Consider the following 19,296-nt stretch of genomic DNA (forward strand, 5'->3'; position numbering starts at 1 on the left):
GCCCGGCGCCCGAGCCTCCCGCCGGCGTGTTCCTGGGCACGGTCGCCGACTACGAGGCCCGGCGCATCGAGGGCGGGCTGCCCGCCATGGGGGCCGAGCTGGACGAGCGCACCATCCCCGAGGAGTCGGGCCTGGTCCCGACCTCGGTCAGCTTCACCAAGGGCTGCTACACGGGCCAGGAGCTGGTGGCCCGGATCGAGTCCCGGGGCTCCAACGTCCCCCGCCGCCTCCGGGGCGTGCTGGCCGAAGAGCAGCTCCCGGTGGGCACCACGCTGTGGACCGACCGGGAGGTCGGGGTGGTGACCAGCAGCGCCGTGTCCCCCCGGCTCGGCCCGGTGGCCCTGGCCTACGTCCGGCGGGGGGTCGACCCTCCGGCGGAGCTGGAGGCGCGCCCCGACGGCGGGGCCCGGACCGTCAGGGTGCAGGCCCTGCCGCTCGGGCCGTGAGGGGCCCGTCCCCCCGCCTGCTGGTCCTGGCGGCGTGCGCGGTCCTGTCGGGGTGCGCGACCGGCGCCGTGGCCGCCCTGCCCCCGCCGCCGACGACGGTGCCGGGCCCGCCCACCACGGCGGTGGCCGACCTGCAGTCGGGGGTCCTCTCCGCGGTGAGCGGCAACACCACCTCGACCAGCGTGGTGATCGCCCCCGGACCGTCGACCCTGGAGGGAACGGTGACCGGGCCGGGGGGGCCGGTGCCGGGCGCGGTGGTCCTCGTCGAGCGGGTTACCGACAGTGGCGCCCGCGGCGACTTCGAGACGTCCACCCGGGCCGACGGGACGTGGGCCGCGCCCGACATCGTCGGCGGGCGCTACCGGGTCCGGGCGTGGCGGGCCCCGACGCTGGCCGTCACCCAGGTCGTCACCCTGTTCCTGCAGAGCGGGGAGACCCGCCAGGTGCAGATCCAGCTGCAGCAGTTCGGCGGGGATCAGGTGGCCTCGTCCCTGGCGCCCGACCCGCCCGTCGTCGACCGGCCCGCCAACCTGGTCGTGCAGGTGACCGCCGCCACCGTCGGCGCGGCCGACGGGGTGGTGCGCGCCGTCCCTCTGCCGGGGATGACCGTGCAGCTGCAGGGCTCCAGCGAGTGGGAGCTGTCCGGGGCCAACCCGGCCACGACCGACGGGTCCGGCCAGGTGGCGTGGCAGCTCGTGTGCATGCAGGCGGGCTCACAGCCCCTGCAGGTGCTGCTGGGGGACGGCACCAACGTGGGGCTCGACCACATCTCGCCGTGCGTGAACCCGACGGTGCCGAGCACCACGACCTCGACGACGAAGCCCGCGACCCTCCCCGGGGGCGGCTCCTCCACGACCTCGACGACGGGGGGGCGCCGGTAGGCTGGGCGGCGGTGCGCACCTACCTCGACGACATCCTGGCGCGCCATCGCCGCGCCGCCGAGGCCGACACACGCGACGTGGCGCGGCTCCAGGAGGAGGCGGCGGGCGTGGGGGGCAGCCGGGACTTCGCCGGGGGGCTGCGCGGCCCCGGCCTGGCCGTGATCGCCGAGATCAAGCGGCGCAGCCCGTCCAAGGGTGACCTCGGGATGGCCCGTTCCCCCGCGGCCATGGCGGCGGAGTACGCCTCCGGCGGAGCGGCGGGCCTGTCGGTGCTGACCGACGCGGAGTCGTTCGGTGGCTCGGCCGCCGATCTGGCCGAGGCGCGAGCCGCGGTGCCGCTGCCCGTGCTGCGCAAGGACTTCACCGTGGCCCCCACCGATGTGTGCGACGCCAGGCTGATGGGCGCCGACGCCGTGCTGCTGATCGCCGCCGCCCTGTCCGACGCCGAGCTGGCCACGTTGGGCGCACTGACCCGCCAGCTCGGCATGGCCGCCCTGTACGAGGTGCACGACGAGGCGGAGGTCGAGCGGGTGCTGGCCGCCGGCGCCGAGGTGGTGGGCGTCAACCAGCGGGACCTGCACACCTTCGAGGTGGACAGGTCGCGCGCCGTGCGGGTGGCGGCCACCATCCCCGCTTCGGTCGTCAGGGTGGCCGAGTCGGGCATCGGGGGACCGGACGACGCCGCTGCCCTGGCCGACGCCGGCTTCGACGCCGTGCTGGTCGGGGAGTCCCTCGTGCGCGCTCCGGACCCCGCCGGCGCCGTGGCCGCCCTGCGGGCCGTCCCGGTGCGGGCGCGCTAGGCCCGGCGCGTGTTCGTCAAGATCTGCGGCACCACCAGCGAGGAGGACGCTCTGCTCGCGGTGGCCATGGGGGCGGACGCGGTGGGGTTCATATTTGCGCCTTCGCCCCGGTTGGTGGCGCCGAAGGTGGCGGGGGAGATCGCCCGCCGGCTCCCGCCGGAGGTGATCACCGTGGGGGTGTTCCGGGACGAGGCCCCCGAGCGGGTCGTCGAGCTCGTCAACCACCACGGTCTGCGGGCGGCGCAGCTGTCGGGGCACGAGACGACCGAGCAGGTGCAGTACGTGGCCGAGCGGGTGCCGATGACGATCAAGGCGTTCGCCGCCGGGGACCCGCGGATGGCGCGGGCGCGGGAGTACGGCGCCGACGTGGTGATGGTGGACTCGGCCTCCCCGGGGTCGGGGAAGGTGTTCGACTGGGACATGGTGGGAGACGTGCCCCACGGGGTGCGCCTGCTGCTGGCCGGCGGGCTCAACGCCGACAATGTGGCCGAGGCCATCGGCCGGGTGCGGCCGTGGGGCGTGGACGTGGCCACCGGGGTGGAGGCCACGCCGGGGCGCAAGGACCCCCGCAAGCTGCGGGCGTTCATCGCCGCCGCCCGCCAGGCCGATCCCCCCGCCTACGAGGGCGCCGAGGATGCGCCGTACGACTGGCAGGAGGACGCGTGAGCCCGACCGACCGGGCCCCGGGCGGGCTGATGCGCGAGCCCGATCCGACCGGCCGCTTCGGCGACTTCGGGGGCCGCTACGTGCCCGAGTCGCTCGTGGCGGCGTGCATGGAGCTGGAGCAGGAGTTCCGCGTCGCCTGGGCCGACCCCGCCTTCCACGCCGAGTTCGAGCACATCCTCTCGAGCTACGGGGGCCGGCCCACGCCGGTCACCGAGTGCGCCCGGCTGTCGGAGCAGCTCGGCGTGCGGGTGCTGCTCAAGCGCGAGGACCTCGCTCACACCGGCTCGCACAAGCTCAACAACGTGATCGGCCAGACGCTGCTCACCAGGCGGATGGGCAAGGGGCGCGTGCTGGCCGAGACCGGCGCCGGCCAGCACGGCGTCGCCACCGCCACCGCCGCCGCCCTGTTCGGCCTCGAGTGCCTGGTGTTCATGGGCGAGGTCGACGTCGAGCGCCAGGCCCTCAACGTGTTCCGCATGCGCCTGCTCGGCGCCGAGGTCCGCACGGTCACGTCGGGCAGCCGGACCCTCAAGGACGCGGTCAACGAGGCGCTGCGCGAGTGGGTGGCCTGCGTGGAGACCACGCACTACTGCCTGGGCTCGGTCATGGGCCCCCATCCGTACCCGTGGATGGTGCGCGAGCTGCAGCGCATCGTCGGCGACGAGGCGCGCGACCAGTGCCGCCAGATCCTGGGGGGCGCCGACCCCGACTACGTGGTGGCGTGCGTGGGCGGAGGGTCGAACGCGGCCGGGACCTTCGCCGGGTTCGTCGACACGCCGGCGCGCCTGGTCGGCGTGGAGGCGGCGGGCGGGGCCGCCATCGGCCACGGCGTGCCCGGGGTGGTGCACGGTATGAAGTCGTTTTTCCTCCAGGACGAGGCCGGCCAGATCCTCGAGGCCCACTCGATCTCGGCCGGCCTCGACTACCCGGGGATCGGTCCCGAGCACGCCCAGCTGGCCGCGGCCGGCCGGGCCGAGTACCCGCAGGTCGGCGACGCCGAGGTCCTCGAGGCCTTCCAGCTCCTCTCCCGGACCGAGGGCATCATCCCGGCCTTCGAGAGCGCCCACGCCCTGGCGTGGGTGGTCCGCGAGGCGCGCTGGGCCATCCCCGCCGGGGCGACGGTGATGATCACCCTCTCCGGGCGCGGGGACAAGGACGCCGCCCAGGCCATGGAGCACCTGGGGTGAGCGCGGCGCCGGCCGGGCCCGGGCTGCTCGAGACGGCTCTGCGGGCAGGGCGGGACGCGGGCCGCAAGCTGCTGGTGCCCTACTTCACGGCGGGGCTGGGGGACTGGACGGAGGCCCTGCACGCCGCGGCCGGGGCCGGCGCCGACGCCATCGAGGTCGGGATCCCGTTCTCCGACCCGGTCATCGACGGCCCGACCATCCAGGAGGCGTCCACCCGGGCCCTCCAGGCCGGGGCCACGCCCGACGGCATCCTGGACACGCTGGCGCGGACCGAGCCGGGGGTGCCCCTCGTGGCCATGACCTACTACAACGTCATCTTCCGGGGCGGGCACCGCCGCATCGCGGCGTCGCTGGTCCGGGCCGGGGTGTCGGGCGCCATCATCCCCGACCTGCCCCTCGACGAGGTGGGGGACTGGGCCGCCGCCGCCGACCTGGCCGGGGTCGAGACCGTCCTGCTGGCGGCGCCTACGACGCCCGACGAGCGCCTGCCGGCCATCTGCGCCCGCTCGCGCGGGTTCGTCTACGGCGTGGGGCTGATGGGTGTCACGGGGGAGCGGGCCACCCTGGCCGCCAGCGCGACGGTGATGGCCAAGCGGCTCCGCGCCGTCACCGACAAGCCGGTGCTGGTCGGCGTCGGCGTGTCGACGCCCGAGCAGGCCGTCGAGGTCTGCGCCGAGGCGGACGGGGTGGCGGTGGGCTCGGCGGTGGTCCGGCGCATGCTCGACGGCGGGGGGCCGGAAGGGGCCGCCGAGCTGATCGGGTCGTTCCGGGCGGCGCTGGACCGGGGATGACGACCGGGGCGCGCCCGGCCTGGGCCGGGCCGGCCTGCGATCTCTGCGAGGCGGCCCGCCTCACGACCTGGTACCACGAGGACGGGGTCTGCTGGGTGGCGGACTGCGAGGTGTGCGACGTGCCCATGGTCGTCTGGCGCCGCCACGGCACCGAGCCCCCCGCCGCTGAGGTCGATCACATGCTGGCCCGGCTGACCGAGGTGGCGGCCGCCCGCTTCGGCCCGGACGGGTTCAGCCTGGACCGGAACATGCGCCAGATCCCCGACCACTTCCACGCCCACGCCCGGGATCCGGGGTGGTGGAACCGGCGCTTCCGCCCGACCATCCCCGAACCGGGCCCGGACAGGCGTTAGCGTCATACCCCAGCCTGAATAAGGAGACGCCATGCCCACATATGAGGGGTACTGCGTGAAGTGCAGGGAGAAGAGGCAGTTCGAGGGCGCCGAGGTGGACCTGGCCAACGGCCGCCGCGCCGCTCAGGGTCAGTGCCCGGTGTGCGGAACCAAGATGAACCGCATGCTCGGCAAGGCGAGCTGAGGCCCTCCTCCTGGCGCCGCCCTAGCGGGGCGCCTGGGCGAACTCCTCGGTGATGTACACCGTGGCGCCCCGGTAGACCACGCCGATTCCCATCTGGTCGTAGGCACCCAGGATGTTGCGCAGATGGGTGACCGAGTGGGCGAGCGCGTACGCGACCGCCGGCTCGCTGGGGCCCATCCCGATGTTCTCTCCCACCTGACTCCAGCCCGGGACCAGCGCCGCCACGCTCCACAGGTTGGCGGTGTGGAAGATGGTCCCCGACGCCGCCATCTGCCCGGAGTGGGCCACCGCGAAGCTCGACAGCGCCGGGTTCACCGACAGTGGTGCGAGGTGGAACCAGGCGCGGATGGCGTTGACGTTGTAGGCCAGGGCGCTGGTGTCGGACCCCGTGTCGGCCGCCGCCGGCCGGGCCGAGCTCAAGAGCAGCGCCCCGGCGCCGGTTCCCGCCGTGGCGGTGGCGAGGAGGCTGCGCCCCACCCACGGCCGGCGCTGGATGCGGCGGGGATAGCGGCGCGCGAAGGGAGAACGCTTCGGCATGAGGTGGAGGACCTCCGGCTTGGTTGGAGAGGTTGGGAGAGGCTGCGGAGAGTTCTGAGAGCTTCGAGAGGTTCGGAGAGGGGCGGTGCCCGGGCGCCGGCAACCTAGTCCTCCCGTCCGGTTTGATGCTTATAGGCGACGTCCGGCCAGAATGTCGGCATGGGAAGCCCGCCGTGGCAGGGAGACGCCTGCTCGTTAGTCGATCGTTTCCGTAGTGGCGAGTGGTCGCCGGCGGAGGAGCTGGAGGCCGCTCTCGCCGCCATAAGTGCGAGCGAGCTCAACGCGTTCTGTCATCTCGACGCCGACACGGCGCGCGCCACGGCCGAGGGGGCCGACGTAAACCTCCCGCTCGGGGGAGTGCCGATCGCCGTCAAGCAGCTCGATGCGGTTGCCGGTTGGCCGCTCACCGAGGCGTCACGCGTGTTTGCCGATCGGGTGGCGCAGCACGACGCGACCGTCGTGCGCCGGCTGCGTGACGCGGGCGCCGTGCTCGTCGGACAGACCACGGCCAGCGAGTTCGGGGGGCTCAACGTCAGCATCACCCCGCTCAACGGTGTGACGCGGAACCCGTGGGACCCGACACGCACCACAGGCGGATCCTCGGCGGGAAGCGCCGCCGCCGTGGCCGGCGGTCTCGTCGCGCTGGCGACAGGTGGGGACGGCGGCGGTTCCATCCGGATCCCCGCCGGGTTCACCGGGCTGGTCGGGATGAAGGGGACGGCGGGGCGCATACCCCGGGGACCCGAGACGGTGATCGGGCCGTTGACCGTCGTGCTCGGCTGCCTGGCCCGCTCGGTGCGTGACGTGGCCCGCTACTACGACGTGACCAACGGATTCGACCACCGCGACCCGTACAGCCTGCCGCGAGTGGACGGGTGGGAGGGCGGCCTCGGCACCCACCAGCTGGCGGGCCGCAAGGTGGCGGTGGTTCCCGATCTCGGCAATGCGATCGTGCGCCCCGAAGTTGCGGCCCAGGTCGAGGAGTCGGGGCGGGCCCTGGCTGACGCGGCCGGGCTCGAGGTGGTCGACATCCCGATCGACCTGCCCGCCCTCAGCGTGGAGTGGGCCATGGCCAACCTGGCCACCCTCCTCGACGAGCTCGGGGACCGGTGGCCGGACTGCGCCGCGGACCTGACCCTCGAGATCGGCTTCGGACTGCGGATGGCCAGCGAGGTGTTCGACCTGCGGACGGCGGCGGCGGTGGAGCGGGCCCGCCGCACCGCCAACGAGGCCATGGCCGACGTCTTCGACCGGGTCGACTTCGTGATGTGCTCCACCAACCCCGACGTGGCCTTCGGGGCCGAGGTGACGCTGGTGACGACGGTCGGGGACCGGGCGGTCGGCCCCGAGAACGCCGGCGCCCTCACCATCCCGGCCAACATCTCCGGCAACCCGGCCGTGTCGATCCCCGCCGGCCTGGTCGACGGGGTGCCGGTGGGGCTGCAGGTCATCGGCCGCCACCACCAGGACGCCCTGCTCCTCGACCTGGCGCTGACGGCCGAGCGGGCCCGGCCGTGGCCCCTGGTGGCGCCCGGGTCCCCCCGCTGAGCCCCGGTCCGGCACGGCCCCGGGGACGCGCCCGGCCCCATGGGCGTCTCCGGGCCGGAGAAGGTCCCCCAGGCCCCCGCGACATGAAATTTGTCGGCCGTGTATGAAAGTTCTCATACGGCCGGGAGATTCCACCGGACAGTGGATCTGGTGCCACGTCGCGCGGTCAGCCAGGCCGGAGATCTCGACGTCGGGTACTCGGGGCCTCACGTAGGGCGAGAAAACGTGTGCCTTATATGAAAATTCATATAAGGCAGCCAAAAAGCATTTTCGGGGGCGGGGGGAGGCCTACTCCTCCTCCCAGGGGTCCTCCCACGGTCGCCGGCGGCGGGGCCGCCAGCGCCACGCCGGCGAGGTGGCGGTCCGGCGGTGCACGGCCAGCAGGGAGAGGCCCTCGGAACCCGCTCCCACCCGCCGGTGGGTGCCCTGGGCCACCAGCACCGCCACGCCCGGGCCGAGGATGACGTCCTCCCCGTCGAGGGTCACCACCCCGCCCCCCGACACCCCCATGAGCACCAGGTCGACCTCCCGGTTGACGTGACCGGAGAGCTCGCCGTCGGGGGCCAGGACCACCAGGCGGGCCCGCAGGTCGCCCGCCTCCGCCTGCCACGCCGAGCCCGGCGCCGCTCCGGCGGCCAGGGCCCCGAGATCGGCGTGGGAGGATGAGTCGGTCACCCGTCCATCGTCGTCGATGGAGCCCGGGCATGTACCGGCCGGCGCCGGCGTTGGGTTAGGGATGAGGAGGCTGAGATGGAGACGCTGACGGACGAAGAACGGGGCAAGCGGTTGGCCGACCTCAACGCCCTGATGGAGATGATGCGCCCCGCCGTGCAGGCCGACGGAGGAGACCTGTCGCTCGTGTCCGCCGATGTCGGGGCAGGCGTGGTCGAGGTCGTCCTCCAGGGGTCCTGCAGCTCGTGCGCCATCAGCTCCACCACCCTCCAGGCCGGCGTGGAGCGGATCCTCAAGGACCGCCTGGACTGGGTGTCCGAGGTCCACGGCGGGGTGGACGAGAGCATGGAGTGGGAGGAGAGCGCCGCCCTCGGCCGGGGTGGCTACGTGCCGAAGTACTGAACGGGCGGGCCTACACGTCCCCGTTCATGTTGGCGTTGGGCTGGGCCTTGGCCACCAGGTCGGGAACGACCTTGCCCAGCTCGGCGGGGTCCCAGCGGTCCCCCTTGTCGACGCTCGGTCCGGCGTGCCAGCCCTCGGCCACGGCGATCCGGCCCCCGGCCACGTTGAACACCCGACCGGTCACCCCGGCCGACTCCTTGCTCCCTAGCCACACGACCAGAGGAGCCACGTTGTCCGGCGCCAGGGCGTTGAACTGCTCGGGCTTCTGCTCGGCGGCGGCGGCGCCCATGCCGAGGTTCTCGGTCATGCGCGTGAGGGCAACGGGGGCGATGGCGTTGACGGTGACGCCGTAGCGGCCCAGCTCCATGGCGGCGATGATCGTGAACGAGGCGATGCCGGCCTTGGCGGCCCCGTAGTTCGCCTGGCCGGCGTTGCCGTAGATGCCCGAAGGGGAGCTGGTGTTGATGATCCGGGCGTCGTTGGTCTGGCCCTCCTTGGAGCGCTCCCGCCAGTAGGTGGCGGCCCAGCGGGCCGGGCCGAAGGTGCCCCGCAGGTGGACCTTGATGACCGCGTCCCACTCCTCGGGTGTCATGTTGACGAGCATGCGGTCGCGCAGGATCCCGGCGTTGTTGACCAGGACGTCGAGACCTCCGAAGCTCTCCACCGCGGTGTTGATCAGCCGCTGGGACCCTTCCCAGTCGGACACGTCGTCCCCGTTGGCCACGGCCTCGCCGCCCATGCCCCGGATCTCCTCGACCACCTCGCCGGCCGGACCGGTCGAGCTGCCGGTGCCGTCGACCTCGGCCCCCAGGTCGTTGACCACGACCTTGGCCCCCTGACGGGCGAACTCCAGGGCGTGGCCCCGTCCGATGCCCCGGCCCGCCCCGGTGACGATCACGATCCGTCCCTCGCAGATTCCTGCCATCGACTCCTCCTCGGATGCGAGGGCGGAGTGTATGGCGTGCTAGCAAGATGGTTCACCTCGACGAAGGAGGTCGCAATGCCCGGCAGCGCCGAGTGGAAGACCCTGGCCGACCGACTGACCGGCACCCTGCACCTCACGAGCGCGCCGATCGGGATCGGGTTCTCGACGGCCTCCCCGGCCGGGGTGCCTGCCTTCGACGCCCCGATGCCGCCCCCCAGCGCTGACGGGCGCACCGGGCGGGTTCCGGCCGGTTGTGTGTTCTGGGTGCACGCCGCCGAGCGGGCGTTCACCACCGAGACCGCCGACCACGGCAACTGCAGCGTGGGCAGCTTCACCCACGGCCTGCGCACCGCCGAGGAGGTGGCGGGCAACGGTGACGTGGCGGCTCTCGTCTCCTCGGGATGGGCGCCCGAGACTCTGCTGTCGGTGCTGCCTTCCGTGTCGGGCCGGCCGTCGCACGTGACCTACGGCCCGGTCGGCAGCTTCCCCGGTGATCCCGACGTCGTGCTGATCCGGCTGAACGGCAAGCAGCTCATGGTGCTGACCGACGCCGAGCCCGACCTCATGATCGAGGGAAAGCCGCAGTGCCACATCATCCCGCTCGCCCGCGAGAGCCAGAAGGTGGCGGCCAGCGTGGGCTGCATGCTGTCGCGCGTGCGGACCGGCATGCCGAGCACGGAGATGACCTGCGCCATTCCCGGCCCCCGCCTGGAGGAGCTGGTCGAGAAGCTGGAGCGGACCAACGCCGTCGACTCCGTCGTCGCCCAGTACGCCTCCGAGGACGCGGCCCGCTTCGGCTGACCGTCGCACCTCGCGAGAGCCACCGTGCCGGAACCCTTCACCATCATGGCCGTACACGCCCACCCCGACGACGAGGTCATCGGGACGGGAGGGATACTGGCCCGCTACACGGCGGCCGGTGTCCGCACGGTGCTGGTCACCTGCACCGACGGCCGCCAGGGGGACGGGCCGGGTGGGATCAAGCCGGGCCAGGAGGGACACGACGAGGAGGAGGTCGTCCTCCTCCGGCGGAGGGAGCTGGAACGCTCCTGCGAGATCCTGGGGGTGTCGCACCTGGAGACGCTCGGATACCGGGACTCGGGCATGGAGGGCTGGGATGCCAACGGGCGGCCGGACGCCTTCTGCAACGTTCCGCTCGAGAAGCCCGTGGCCCGGGTCTCCGAGCTGATGGAGCGGTACCGCCCGCAGGTGGTGGTGACCTACGACGAGAACGGCGCCTACGGCCACCCCGACCACATCCAGGCCCACCGGGTGGCGATGGCCGCCACCGAGCAGACCGGCATCCCGCAGAAGCTGTACTACACGGCCATCCCCCGCTCGGCCTTCCGGGCGTGGGCCCAAGGACTGCGCGCCGCCGGGATCGACCTGGCCGAGCTGGGCTTTCCCGACATCCCGGAGGGGGAGGCCCCTCCGTTCGGCACGCCGGACGAGCTGATCGGGGCGGTCGTCGACGTCAGCCCGTACACGGTCCGCAAACGCCAGGCGTTGCACGCCCACGCCAGCCAGGCCGAGAACTTCTTCCTGCTCCGCCTACCGGACGAGGCCTGGAACCTGGCCTTCTCCTCGGAGTACTTCGTCCGGGTGCGCACCCGGGAGCCGGTGGATCCCTCCGCGGTGGAGGACGATCTGTTCGCCGGCGTCGAGGTCTGACGCCGGTGCGAGCTCAGCTCCCGCCGAGCTCCGCTATCCCGTCCTGGGGAGTCGACGCCCGGGCGTACAGGCGGCGGGGGATGCGGCCGGCCCGGTAGGCCAGCCGGCCCGCCTCGACCGCATGGCGCATGGCGGCCGCCATCATCTCGGGGTCCTCGGCCCGCGTCACCGCCGTGGCCACCATGACGGCGTCACACCCCAGCTCCATGGCGAGGGCGGCGTCGGACGCGGTGCCTATGCCGGCGTCGAGGACGACCGGGACGCGGGCGTGCTCGCGGATGATTGCGAGGTTGTAGGGGTTGCGGATGCCCATCCCGCTGCCGATCGGAGCGCCGAGGGGCATCACCGCGGCGCAGCCGACGTCCTCGAGGCGGCGGGCGGTCACCGGATCGTCGTTGGTGTAGGGCAGGACCACGAACCCGTCGTCGACCAGCCGCTCGGCGGCGTCGAGCAGCTCCACGGCGTCGGGCATGAGGGTGCGGTCGTCCCCGATGACCTCGAGCTTGACCCAGTCGGTCTCGAAGGCGTCACGCCCGAGCTGGGCGGTGAGCACGGCGTCGCGGGCGGTGAAGCAGCCGGCGGTGTTCGGGAGACAGCGCACGCCGCGCCGTTCGAGGACGTCGAGCACCGAGCCTCGCGCTGCCGGGTCCACCCGGCGCAGGGCCACGGTGGCGATCTCCGCGCCCGAGGCGGCCAGAGCGGCGTCCAGGGCGTCGAGGCTCGACGCCCCGCCCGTGCCGAGGATCAGGCGGGACCCGAAGCTGTCCTGCCCGAGCGTCAGGAGGTCGTCGGCCATCTCATCCTCCCTGGGACGCGGTGAGGATCTCCACCACGTCGTCGGGGTCGAGGACCGTGGCCGACCAGCGGCTGCGGGGAACGACCTCGCCGTTGCGGGCCACGGCCGTCCCCCGGCCCCCCCCGGCCATCCCGCCGACCAGGTCGGCCACGCTCACGCCGGCGCCGAGCCGCTGGGGCTCCCCGTTGACCGTCACCATCACGTCGGCGCCATCGCTCGTCATGACGCGAGCGCGAAGCGGTCGGCGCCGAAGGCCCGGGCCAGCTCGGGGACAGGGCCTCCCATGACGATGTCGGCCACGATGTCGGCGGTCACGGGCGTCAGAAGAATTCCGTTGCGGAAGTGGCCGGTGGCCAGCACCAGCCCCTCGAGCGGGGAGCGGCCGATGACCGGGGCGTTGTCGGGCGTGCCCGGTCGGAGGGAGGCGGCGGTCTCGGCCAGCTCCAGCTCGGTAACCCCGGGCACGAGGGCGTAGGCGTCGCGCAAGAGGTCGTGGACGGCCCCTGCCGTGACGGCGGTGTCGAAGCCCTGCTCCTCGACCGTGGCCCCCACCACCACCTCCCCGTCGGGACGCGGCACCAGGTACACCGACGAGCCCGCCACCAGCCCGCGGACGTTGCCGTTCAACAGGGCCGGGGCCGTGCGGTTGCGGAGCCGCAGGAGCTGGCCCTTCACCGGGCGCACCGGCGGGAGGGAGCCGGGCGGCAGCCCACCGATGGTGCCCGACCACGCTCCGGCCGCCAGCACCACGCACTCCGTGGCGACGGTCGTACCGTCGTCGAGCCTGACGCCCTCGACCCGGTCCCCGCGGTCGACCGCGATCTCGACGACCCGGCGGCGGAGCACCCCGGCGCCGGCAGCCGGCCCGGCGACGAGGAGGGCCTCGACCAGGCGGCGGGGGTCGACCTGATGGTCCCCGCCGACGCGCAGGCCGCCCCGCACGGTGGGGGACAGGGCGGGCTCGAGCCGGCGGCACTCCCGGCTGGTGAGCCGCTCGACGTCGAGACCCAGCCGGCGCTGGAAGTCGTAGAGCTGGCCGAGGCCGGCGTGGTCGTCGGAGTCCGCGGCGACGGCCAGCGTGCCGCAGGGGTGGTAGGCGACAGAGCGGCCAGCTTCGCCCTCCAGGTGCTCGACGAACGACGGGTACCTGCGGGCCGACTCGAGATTGAGGGCGAGGAGGGGCTCCTCCCCGAAATGCACCTCGGTGACCGGGGCCAGCATGCCGGCGGCGACACGGGAGGCGCCCCCGCCCGGATCCGGGTCGACGACGGCCACGCTGATGCCCGTCTGGACCAGGCGCCAGGCGCAGGCCAGGCCGATGGCGCCGGCCCCGACGACCACCGCGTCCGGGCTCTTCACCGTCCAATCGTACCGGGAGGGGGGTTGCGGCCGAGGCGCGATGCTGGGCCGGTGGCACGTTCCGGCACTGATGGCAGGGGCTGGTCCTGGCCGGGCAAGGTCGTGATCGTGACCGGCGCCTCGTCGGGCATCGGAGCGGCGCTGGCCGAGGATCTGGGGACTCGCGGCGCGACCGTCGTCGGCGTGGCCCGCCGGCGCGAGCAGCTGGAGGCGGTGATGGCCCGGGCCGGCGGCGGCCGGGCGGCGGTGGCCGACCTGGCCGAGAAGGGCGCGTCGGAGGCGGTTGTCGCCACGACCGAGGCGGAGCACGGTCGGGTCGACGTGCTGGTGAACAACGCCGCCATCCCGATGCGGGTCCACGCCACCCGGCTCACGACCGAGCAGGTCCGCCGGGCCATGGACGTCAACTTCCTCACCGCGGTGCGCACGACGTTGGCGGCCCTGCCCGGCATGCTGGGCCGGCACAGCGGCCACGTCGTGAACGTCTCCTCGGTGGGCGGCCGGGTGGTGAGCCCGCGGGAGGCGGCGTACGTGGCCTCGAAGTTCGCCATGGTCGGGTGGACCGATGCCATGGCCGCCGACCTCACCGGCACCGGGGTGCGCATGCACCTCATGTACCCGGGCCCGATCGCCACCGAGATCTGGGACAAGCTCGACGAGCCGGCGTCGTTCTCCGGGCGCTTCTACCCCCCGCAGCGGGTCAGCGCCGCCATCGTCCGCATGGTCGAGCGGGACCGCTTCGAGGGGTGGGTGCCCCGCCGGATGAGCGCCCTGGTGTTCGTGCGGGCGGCGCTGCCCCGGCTGTTCGTCGAGTCTGCGGGGAGATTCGACCGCAGGGCCGAGAGCCGGCGGTGACCGGCGCCGGCTCTGGGAGAGCGGGGCTCAGCCCTCGTCTTCGGAGAGCTGCCACACCTCGAGGGTGAGGGCCGTGCCCGTCACGCCCCCCCGAGTGGCCGGCACCACCGTCACCTCGGCCTGCCACTGGAAGGTGTCGGAGCTGAAGCGGTAGGCCAGGACCTGGCGGCCGCGCCCTCCGGCCGTGGAGGTGGCGGCCCTGATCTTCCAGCCCTGCCCGGGCAGCTGGACGGCGTAGAAGCCGAGGACGTCGTCGCGCCCCGCCGGCACGAACAGATGGGCCAGGCGGTCGTACTGGCTCACGCCGGCGTCGCGGTTGTCGTAGCCGGTGGCGGTCGTTCCCACCGGCACGCTCAGGTTGTCGAGCACGTCGGTGGGGGGCTGGCCCTCGTGGACGATCGGCTGCCACAGGGCGGCGGCGGGCCGGGGGCTCAGATCGGTCCGGGTGGGCAGCGTGACGGACGAGGCGCTCGTCAGCGAGGCGACGAAGAACCCGACGCCCAGGCCGATTCCCGCGATCAGCACTACCAGCACCGCCAGATAGCCGCGCGCCGGAGTGCGCGGGGTGGCGGTCAGGGCCTGGCGCCGGCCCAGCGCAGCACCACGCCCTCGTCTCGAAGTGAGCGACGGAACCACAGGAAGGAGGCGGCGATGGCCAGCACAGTAAGGCAGGTCGACGCCGTGGTGCGAAGCACCAGGAAGGTCCCGAGCGAGGAGGTGAGCAGCAGCGAGAGGGTAAGCGCCCCGTTGACGGCGTAGACCAGCGCCCAGAGCAGCGAGATCTGCAGGAAGAAGCGCTTGACGTGGCCCTTGCGGATCAGGGCGTCGGGCAGGGGGCAGAAGTCGTGGGCCAGCCGCTCGGCCAGGGGCTGGGCGGTGCGGGCGGAGAACAGGAACAGCCCGGCCACCAGGAACGTGCCGAGGGTGGGCTGGAGGAAATAGACGAACGTCGATCCGGTGGCGAGGGCCAGCCCGGTCCGGACGGTGATGAGGGCCCCGGCCATCATGAGGACGCCCGGGACGCGGCGGCCACTGACGACCCGGCGGACGATGGCCCCGTAGGACCAGGCCAGGGAGGCCAGCAGGGCTCCCCGCATGCCGATGGCGGTGAGCAGGCCGTAGAAGACCGCGAGGGGCACGAGCGTGCACTCGAGGAGGTTGACCACGGTGCTGCGCAGGATGTGCCGGACCGCCGGGAGCTGGATGGTGTGGCGGGCCCCCTCGGTCATCGGCTCAGTGTTCGCTGCGGCGGCCACCATTCCCTGTCGGCTCCCCGCCGCTTCTTCTTGAGAGCGGCCTGAGATCTGCCTGGAATTGGGCTTGAGATCGGGACCAACCGGCCGATGCAGGCCCTACGCCGACATATCGCGGCTGGCGGGGGGTGGAGATGAAAAACTTGGCCGTCAGGTGCCCCCCCTGTTGAAGCGATTCGCGACCCTCGTGCTGGCCTATCTGGCCGGCGCCGTGCCCTTTTCGAACGTCCTCGCGGCCCGGGTGTCGGGCGTCGACCTCCGGGAGGTCGGCTCGGGCACGGTGTCGGGAACAGGGCTGTACCGGGTTGCCGGATTTCTCCCCCTGGTGGTGGCGGGGATCCTCGACGTGGCCAAGGGGGCCCTCGTGGCCCTGGTCGCCCGGGCCCCCGAGGAGCCCGAGTCGGGTACAGGCGTCCCGAGGCGTCGGCCTCCGCTGCGGCCCCCCACCCTCACCGAGGGAGCGGCGGCCGGCCTGGTAGTGGCGGGCCACAACTGGTCCCCGTACCTGGACGGCGCCGGCGGCCGGGGGGTCTCGCCGGCGCTGGGCGCCTACTCGGTCGTCGCCCCTGAGGCCTCCCTCCTCCTGCTCGGCGGGCTGGTGCTCGGCCGGTTGACCCGGGAGACCGGCCTCGGGACCTTCGCCTCCCAGGTGGCCCTGGTGCCCATGCTGGCGGGGACGCGGGGGCGCCGGGGGGCCTTCGCCGGGGCGGCGGTGCTGGTCCCGATGCTCGCCAAGCGGCTGCTCGGCAACGGCCCCCCGAAGCCCGAAGCGGGCGGCCGGGTCTACCTCGCCCGCCTGCTGTACGACCGCGACGACTGGGCGGTGGCCTGATGCTGGCGCCCCGGGTGCTGCGCGCCAGCGACTACCGCGACCTCCTCGTGGCCGAGACGGTCTCCGCCCTCGGGGACTGGATCGGAACGGTGGCGTTCATCTCTCTGGTGTTCGCCATCACCAAGTCCCCCACGGCGGTGGGCGGCATGCTGACCCTGCGCCTGGCACCGGCCCTCGTGGCCGGGCCGGTGGCCGCCCGGGTGGTCGTGCGGTGGAACCCGCGCCGGACCATGATGGCCATGAACGCGGTGCGCGCCGGGATCGTGGCGGTGATCCCGTTCGTCCACACCCTCTGGTGGGTGTTCTTCTGGGCCTTCTTTCTCGAGATGTGCAGCCTGGTGTTCCTGCCCGCCCGGGATGCCTCGATCCTCCATCTGATCGAGGAGCGCCATGAGGACCTGGCCCTGGCCAATGGGCTGCTCCTCGGTTCGTCCTACGGGACGCTGCCGGTGGGAGCGGGGTTGTTCGCCGCCGTGAGCGCCCTGGCCGGGGGGCCGCTGGGCTGGTTCCCCGAGGGCCGCTTCGGGCTGGCGTTCTGGTTGGACGCGGCCACATTCCTCGTCGGCTTTGCCCTGCTGGCCCGGATCACGTCCCTGCGCGGCATCCACGTCCGGGCCCGGGCGACGGGTGACACCGGTCCTGACGAAGCGGGAGGGTTCCTGCGCGCCCTGCGGCTGCCGCTGATCCGGGCCACCCTTCCGCCGGTCCTGGCGGTGGCGGCGGGCCTGGGCTCGTTGTTCTCACTCGGCATCGAGTTCGTGCGGCGCACCCTGCACGCCTCGGACACCCAGTTCGGCTGCCTGATCATCCTGTTCGGGGTGGGGGCCGCCGCCGGCATGGCGGCACTGCAGGTGAGGCGGCCGCGCGAGCCGATGCGGGTGCTGCGACCGGGGGTGACGATCATCGGCGCCGTGCTGGCCGGGATGGCCCTGGCCCCCGACACGGCGGTGGCCTTCGGTGGTGCGGTTCTCTTCGGCGCGGCGTGCAGCTACTCGATGATCTCCGGCATGACCGGGGTCCAGACCGCTCTCGACGACGACACCGACCGCCAGCTGGCCTTTGCCGCCATCCATGTCGGACTGCGCCTGGCCCTCGTCATCGGCGCCATCGGTGCCGGCGTGGCGAGCCAGCTGGTCAAGGGACTGCACGCCCCGGTCATCGGGACGCTCGACCCCCCGCGCGTGGTGCTGTTCTTCAGTGGCCTGGTGGTCGTGGTCGGGGCGTGGATCTTCAGTGGGCCCATGGAGGCGCTCATCCCTCCCGCTGAGCCCACTGCTCCAACAGGCGCGCCTCTTCAGTCAGGTGCTGGCGCATACCCGTGAGGATGGCCCGCTCCACCAGCCGCCCGACCAGCGGGTAGTGGATCACCAGATCGCCCTGCACCACCTGCTCCGTCCGATCGGGGCCTGACTCCTCGAAGCGGTAGGAGCCGGCGCACTCCATCCGGTCCACGTAGTGCTCCGGGACCATCCGGAACTCGGTGTAGTGCTCGGCCCGATGCACCGTCGACTCCTCGACCCACGTGATCTTCTCGGGATCGAGGACCCGCCGGACCGCCGGGGCCAGGTCGGCCTGGAGGGCGTAGTGGATGCGCAGGCGCACCTGGTCACCGTCCTCCTCGATCGAGAGCACCTCGGGCGGGCGGAGGTTGGGGAGGGTCCCCAGCTCGGCGTAGAAGGCGGGGTCGACGAAGGCAGTCTCCACCAGCTCCCGCGGGGCGGCGATGCTGGTCGAGACCCGGAAGCGCACCCGGGAGAGGATAAGGGTGGGCTCGGCTATCGTGAGCGACCCCGGCGGCGTGGCCGAGTGGCTTAGGCAAGGGCCTGCAAAGCCCTGTACCCGGGTTCGATTCCCGGCGCCGCCTCTCCCTGGTCAGGGCCTATGTCGCCCTGCTCTCCCTGGTCGCGGCATGTTTCGGGGATGCGGCCAACAGCGGCCAGGGCATGTCAGCATTGACCGTTATCGCGTGTCACGAACAGGTCACGGCGGTCTCGCATGTCACGAACGTGTCACGCCGACGGTGCGACCGAAGCCGGAACCGGCGCACCGGCCGACGACCGCCGAGAGTGATCCGCACGACTCGAAGCCTTGGCTACCCGGATTCCCGTCAGGACCCGGTGAGCCCCGCATGGAAGGCTCGAACGGCCAGAACTGCATCCGTGCGAAGCTGGGCGTCGTCTGCGCCCGGATCGTCGATCAGGCGCTGGCGGGCGTACGCGGCGGGTCCCTGATGGTCCGGATGTTCGAAGTTCGCCAGCAGGTCGTCGAGCGCGGTGCGGATGCTGCCGACGAACTGCCCCTCGAACCGAAACCGCGTGGCTCTCGCAGCCTGATCTGGACCACCGAGGTCGTTGTGCAGCAGGACGAAGGCGATGTCGTACCAGTCCTTTTCGTGGCGCCGGCCATAGGCGGCTGCCGTCTTCGCCAGGAGGAAGCCCGCCGTGCCGGCCACGTTGACCGAGACCTCGTAGGGCATGCCACCGATACGTGCGCGCATGCTGATCGGCGCGAAGTCCTGGGCAGCGAAACCGGTACCCCGCAGGTTCACCGCTCCGAGGCGGTCACATTCGTCGAACGCGACCGTCGCTTCCTGAGCGGCGTAGTCGAGGTCGGCGAGGAGCTCGAATTTCACCACAGCGCGCCGGCCGTCAACTTCGGCCTGCCAGCGCCAGATGTCCTTCGGGTCGACCTCGAACTCGGCATTGGCAAGTGCCTGCTCCAGCCGGCGCGCCTGGACGGCGCCCGCTGCTATCTCCAGGTTGACCTGCACGTCGACATCTGTGGTCCCAGCGTGAATCACGCCACTCGATGAACAGAGAAGCTCGGGTACCAGGCCACCCAACAGAACGAACTCGGGCGTGCCGCCGTAGTGGTGCACGACCCTGACGAGCGCCTCCTCGGCCAGCCGTCGGGCCGTCCTTGACCGGACGGGTTCGTCAGCCACCGCTGAGCTCCCGGAGGTGCTCGGCGGCCTCCTCGCCGCGTACCCCGATGTCGCGGAGGTCCGCGTACACCCGGGGCCACGGCGCGACCCGGATGCCCCCGACATCAGTGGACAGGCTCCGAGAAGTGGCGGTGGGGAAGGGTCGGAGGATCAGGCGCCCGCCCTCCATCGGCTCCACGCCCGCCGACATGGCG

26 protein-coding genes and 1 tRNA gene are annotated in these 19,296 nt (G+C 72.8%); 16 read left to right on the plus strand and 11 right to left on the minus strand.

Features of this window, described 5'->3' with window-relative positions; genetic code table 11:
• The 8 genes from VFW24_06770 to VFW24_06805 all read left to right on the plus strand — a co-directional run.
• On the plus strand, positions 1-446 hold a 446-nt coding region (locus VFW24_06770), incomplete at its 5' end, for a glycine cleavage T C-terminal barrel domain-containing protein (GenBank protein HEX5266457.1).
• Positions 443-1,327: a carboxypeptidase-like regulatory domain-containing protein gene (locus VFW24_06775; GenBank protein HEX5266458.1), complete on the plus strand. Its 885-nt coding sequence runs from the start codon at positions 443-445 to the stop codon at positions 1,325-1,327. The genes VFW24_06770 and VFW24_06775, both read left to right, overlap by 4 nt.
• Positions 1,222-2,127 carry an indole-3-glycerol phosphate synthase TrpC gene (locus tag VFW24_06780; GenBank protein ID HEX5266459.1) on the plus strand — a complete coding sequence of 302 codons (906 nt, stop codon included), beginning with the start codon at positions 1,222-1,224 and terminating at the stop codon, positions 2,125-2,127. Before VFW24_06775 ends, VFW24_06780 begins: the two co-directional genes overlap by 106 nt.
• Positions 2,128-2,136: 9 nt before the next feature.
• Positions 2,137-2,793: a phosphoribosylanthranilate isomerase gene (locus VFW24_06785; GenBank protein ID HEX5266460.1), complete on the plus strand. Its 657-nt coding sequence runs from the start codon at positions 2,137-2,139 to the stop codon at positions 2,791-2,793.
• Complete coding sequence (gene trpB, locus VFW24_06790) at positions 2,790-3,980, plus strand: tryptophan synthase subunit beta (GenBank protein ID HEX5266461.1); 1,191 nt, start codon at positions 2,790-2,792, stop codon at positions 3,978-3,980. Before VFW24_06785 ends, trpB begins: the two co-directional genes overlap by 4 nt.
• Entirely contained in the window at positions 3,977-4,771 is a 795-nt protein-coding gene (gene trpA, locus VFW24_06795; protein HEX5266462.1) for a tryptophan synthase subunit alpha, read from the plus strand. The genes trpB and trpA overlap by 4 nt, the downstream gene beginning before the upstream one ends.
• Positions 4,768-5,124 carry a hypothetical protein gene (locus VFW24_06800; GenBank protein HEX5266463.1) on the plus strand — a complete coding sequence of 119 codons (357 nt, stop codon included), beginning with the start codon at positions 4,768-4,770 and terminating at the stop codon, positions 5,122-5,124. Before trpA ends, VFW24_06800 begins: the two co-directional genes overlap by 4 nt.
• Positions 5,125-5,155: 31 nt before the next feature.
• A complete protein-coding gene (locus VFW24_06805; protein ID HEX5266464.1) occupies positions 5,156-5,308 on the plus strand; it encodes a DUF5679 domain-containing protein in 153 nt (50 codons plus the stop codon).
• A 21-nt stretch (positions 5,309-5,329) separates the two neighbouring features.
• Here VFW24_06805 and VFW24_06810 read toward each other — a convergent pair whose 3' ends face one another.
• Positions 5,330-5,845 carry a CAP domain-containing protein gene (locus tag VFW24_06810; protein HEX5266465.1) on the minus strand — a complete coding sequence of 172 codons (516 nt, stop codon included), beginning with the start codon at positions 5,843-5,845 and terminating at the stop codon, positions 5,330-5,332.
• A 159-nt stretch (positions 5,846-6,004) separates the two neighbouring features.
• On the opposite strand from VFW24_06810, the gene VFW24_06815 reads away from it, so the two are divergent.
• The gene (locus VFW24_06815; GenBank protein HEX5266466.1) at positions 6,005-7,393 is read left to right on the plus strand and encodes an amidase; all 1,389 of its coding nucleotides are present in this window, start codon (positions 6,005-6,007) and stop codon (positions 7,391-7,393) included.
• A 288-nt stretch (positions 7,394-7,681) separates the two neighbouring features.
• Here VFW24_06815 and VFW24_06820 read toward each other — a convergent pair whose 3' ends face one another.
• Entirely contained in the window at positions 7,682-8,068 is a 387-nt protein-coding gene (locus VFW24_06820) for a hypothetical protein (protein ID HEX5266467.1), read from the minus strand.
• Positions 8,069-8,143: 75 nt separating this feature from the next.
• On the opposite strand from VFW24_06820, the gene VFW24_06825 reads away from it, so the two are divergent.
• A complete protein-coding gene (locus VFW24_06825; protein HEX5266468.1) occupies positions 8,144-8,467 on the plus strand; it encodes a NifU family protein in 324 nt (107 codons plus the stop codon).
• A 10-nt stretch (positions 8,468-8,477) separates the two neighbouring features.
• Here the strand turns inward: VFW24_06825 and VFW24_06830 are convergent, their stop codons facing one another.
• Complete coding sequence (locus tag VFW24_06830) at positions 8,478-9,392, minus strand: SDR family oxidoreductase (GenBank protein ID HEX5266469.1); 915 nt, start codon at positions 9,390-9,392, stop codon at positions 8,478-8,480.
• A 75-nt stretch (positions 9,393-9,467) separates the two neighbouring features.
• Here VFW24_06830 and VFW24_06835 point away from each other — a divergent pair, with 75 nt between their 5' ends.
• The gene (locus VFW24_06835; protein HEX5266470.1) at positions 9,468-10,193 is read left to right on the plus strand and encodes a DUF169 domain-containing protein; all 726 of its coding nucleotides are present in this window, start codon (positions 9,468-9,470) and stop codon (positions 10,191-10,193) included.
• Positions 10,194-10,238: 45 nt separating this feature from the next.
• Entirely contained in the window at positions 10,239-11,063 is an 825-nt protein-coding gene (locus VFW24_06840; GenBank protein HEX5266471.1) for a PIG-L family deacetylase, read from the plus strand.
• A 13-nt stretch (positions 11,064-11,076) separates the two neighbouring features.
• Here VFW24_06840 and VFW24_06845 read toward each other — a convergent pair whose 3' ends face one another.
• From VFW24_06845 to thiO, 3 genes are read right to left on the minus strand one after another with little or no spacing between them, the layout of a single operon-like run.
• Positions 11,077-11,859 carry a thiazole synthase gene (locus VFW24_06845; protein HEX5266472.1) on the minus strand — a complete coding sequence of 261 codons (783 nt, stop codon included), beginning with the start codon at positions 11,857-11,859 and terminating at the stop codon, positions 11,077-11,079.
• A 1-nt stretch (position 11,860) separates the two neighbouring features.
• Positions 11,861-12,082 carry a sulfur carrier protein ThiS gene (gene thiS / locus VFW24_06850; protein ID HEX5266473.1) on the minus strand — a complete coding sequence of 74 codons (222 nt, stop codon included), beginning with the start codon at positions 12,080-12,082 and terminating at the stop codon, positions 11,861-11,863.
• On the minus strand, positions 12,079-13,218 hold the full coding sequence (gene thiO / locus VFW24_06855) for a glycine oxidase ThiO (protein ID HEX5266474.1): 1,140 nt from the start codon (positions 13,216-13,218) through the stop codon (positions 12,079-12,081). The genes thiS and thiO overlap by 4 nt, the downstream gene beginning before the upstream one ends.
• 51 nt (positions 13,219-13,269) lie before the next feature.
• Here thiO and VFW24_06860 point away from each other — a divergent pair, with 51 nt between their 5' ends.
• A complete protein-coding gene (locus VFW24_06860) occupies positions 13,270-14,073 on the plus strand; it encodes an SDR family NAD(P)-dependent oxidoreductase (protein HEX5266475.1) in 804 nt (267 codons plus the stop codon).
• A 27-nt stretch (positions 14,074-14,100) separates the two neighbouring features.
• Here the strand turns inward: VFW24_06860 and VFW24_06865 are convergent, their stop codons facing one another.
• Positions 14,101-14,598, minus strand: coding sequence for a hypothetical protein (locus tag VFW24_06865; protein ID HEX5266476.1), 498 nt, complete (start codon positions 14,596-14,598; stop codon positions 14,101-14,103).
• A gap of 47 nt (positions 14,599-14,645) precedes the next feature.
• On the minus strand, positions 14,646-15,302 hold the full coding sequence (locus VFW24_06870; GenBank protein ID HEX5266477.1) for a VC0807 family protein: 657 nt from the start codon (positions 15,300-15,302) through the stop codon (positions 14,646-14,648).
• 190 nt (positions 15,303-15,492) lie between these two features.
• On the opposite strand from VFW24_06870, the gene VFW24_06875 reads away from it, so the two are divergent.
• Together VFW24_06875 and VFW24_06880 are read left to right on the plus strand one after the other, a co-directional pair.
• Complete coding sequence (locus VFW24_06875; GenBank protein HEX5266478.1) at positions 15,493-16,158, plus strand: glycerol-3-phosphate acyltransferase; 666 nt, start codon at positions 15,493-15,495, stop codon at positions 16,156-16,158.
• Positions 16,158-17,480 (plus strand): MFS transporter, encoded by a 1,323-nt coding sequence (locus VFW24_06880; protein HEX5266479.1) that lies wholly within the window; start codon positions 16,158-16,160, stop codon positions 17,478-17,480. The genes VFW24_06875 and VFW24_06880 overlap by 1 nt, the downstream gene beginning before the upstream one ends.
• Here VFW24_06880 and VFW24_06885 read toward each other — a convergent pair.
• Positions 17,410-17,907 carry a DUF2505 family protein gene (locus tag VFW24_06885; GenBank protein HEX5266480.1) on the minus strand — a complete coding sequence of 166 codons (498 nt, stop codon included), beginning with the start codon at positions 17,905-17,907 and terminating at the stop codon, positions 17,410-17,412. The genes VFW24_06880 and VFW24_06885 overlap by 71 nt on opposite strands.
• A gap of 43 nt (positions 17,908-17,950) precedes the next feature.
• On the opposite strand from VFW24_06885, the gene VFW24_06890 reads away from it, so the two are divergent.
• A tRNA-Cys gene (locus VFW24_06890) sits at positions 17,951-18,022 on the plus strand.
• A gap of 243 nt (positions 18,023-18,265) precedes the next feature.
• On the opposite strand, the gene VFW24_06895 is transcribed toward VFW24_06890, so the two are convergent.
• Positions 18,266-19,102: a hypothetical protein gene (locus VFW24_06895; GenBank protein ID HEX5266481.1), complete on the minus strand. Its 837-nt coding sequence runs from the start codon at positions 19,100-19,102 to the stop codon at positions 18,266-18,268.
• A partial coding sequence (locus tag VFW24_06900; GenBank protein ID HEX5266482.1) for a hypothetical protein occupies positions 19,095-19,296 on the minus strand: 202 nt, incomplete at its 5' end. The genes VFW24_06900 and VFW24_06895, both read right to left, overlap by 8 nt.

Source organism: Acidimicrobiales bacterium, assembly GCA_036273495.1.
GTDB lineage: Bacteria > Actinomycetota > Acidimicrobiia > Acidimicrobiales > JAJPHE01 > DASSEU01.

Excerpts from the sequence above, each read along its gene's own strand:
- VFW24_06825 (HEX5266468.1), top strand. The coding sequence starts at position 8,144 with ATGGAGACGCTGACGGACGAAGAACGGGGCAAGCGGTTGGCCGACCTC.
- VFW24_06810 (HEX5266465.1), bottom strand. The coding sequence starts at position 5,845 with ATGCCGAAGCGTTCTCCCTTCGCGCGCCGCTATCCCCGCCGCATCCAG.
- VFW24_06840 (HEX5266471.1), top strand. The coding sequence starts at position 10,239 with ATGGCCGTACACGCCCACCCCGACGACGAGGTCATCGGGACGGGAGGG.
- VFW24_06815 (HEX5266466.1), top strand. The coding sequence starts at position 6,005 with ATGGGAAGCCCGCCGTGGCAGGGAGACGCCTGCTCGTTAGTCGATCGT.
- VFW24_06835 (HEX5266470.1), top strand. The coding sequence starts at position 9,468 with ATGCCCGGCAGCGCCGAGTGGAAGACCCTGGCCGACCGACTGACCGGC.
- VFW24_06845 (HEX5266472.1), bottom strand. The coding sequence starts at position 11,859 with ATGGCCGACGACCTCCTGACGCTCGGGCAGGACAGCTTCGGGTCCCGC.
- VFW24_06880 (HEX5266479.1), top strand. The coding sequence starts at position 16,158 with ATGCTGGCGCCCCGGGTGCTGCGCGCCAGCGACTACCGCGACCTCCTC.
- VFW24_06830 (HEX5266469.1), bottom strand. The coding sequence starts at position 9,392 with ATGGCAGGAATCTGCGAGGGACGGATCGTGATCGTCACCGGGGCGGGC.
- VFW24_06800 (HEX5266463.1), top strand. The coding sequence starts at position 4,768 with ATGACGACCGGGGCGCGCCCGGCCTGGGCCGGGCCGGCCTGCGATCTC.
- VFW24_06870 (HEX5266477.1), bottom strand. The coding sequence starts at position 15,302 with ATGACCGAGGGGGCCCGCCACACCATCCAGCTCCCGGCGGTCCGGCAC.
- thiS (HEX5266473.1), bottom strand. The coding sequence starts at position 12,082 with ATGACGAGCGATGGCGCCGACGTGATGGTGACGGTCAACGGGGAGCCC.
- VFW24_06805 (HEX5266464.1), top strand. The coding sequence starts at position 5,156 with ATGCCCACATATGAGGGGTACTGCGTGAAGTGCAGGGAGAAGAGGCAG.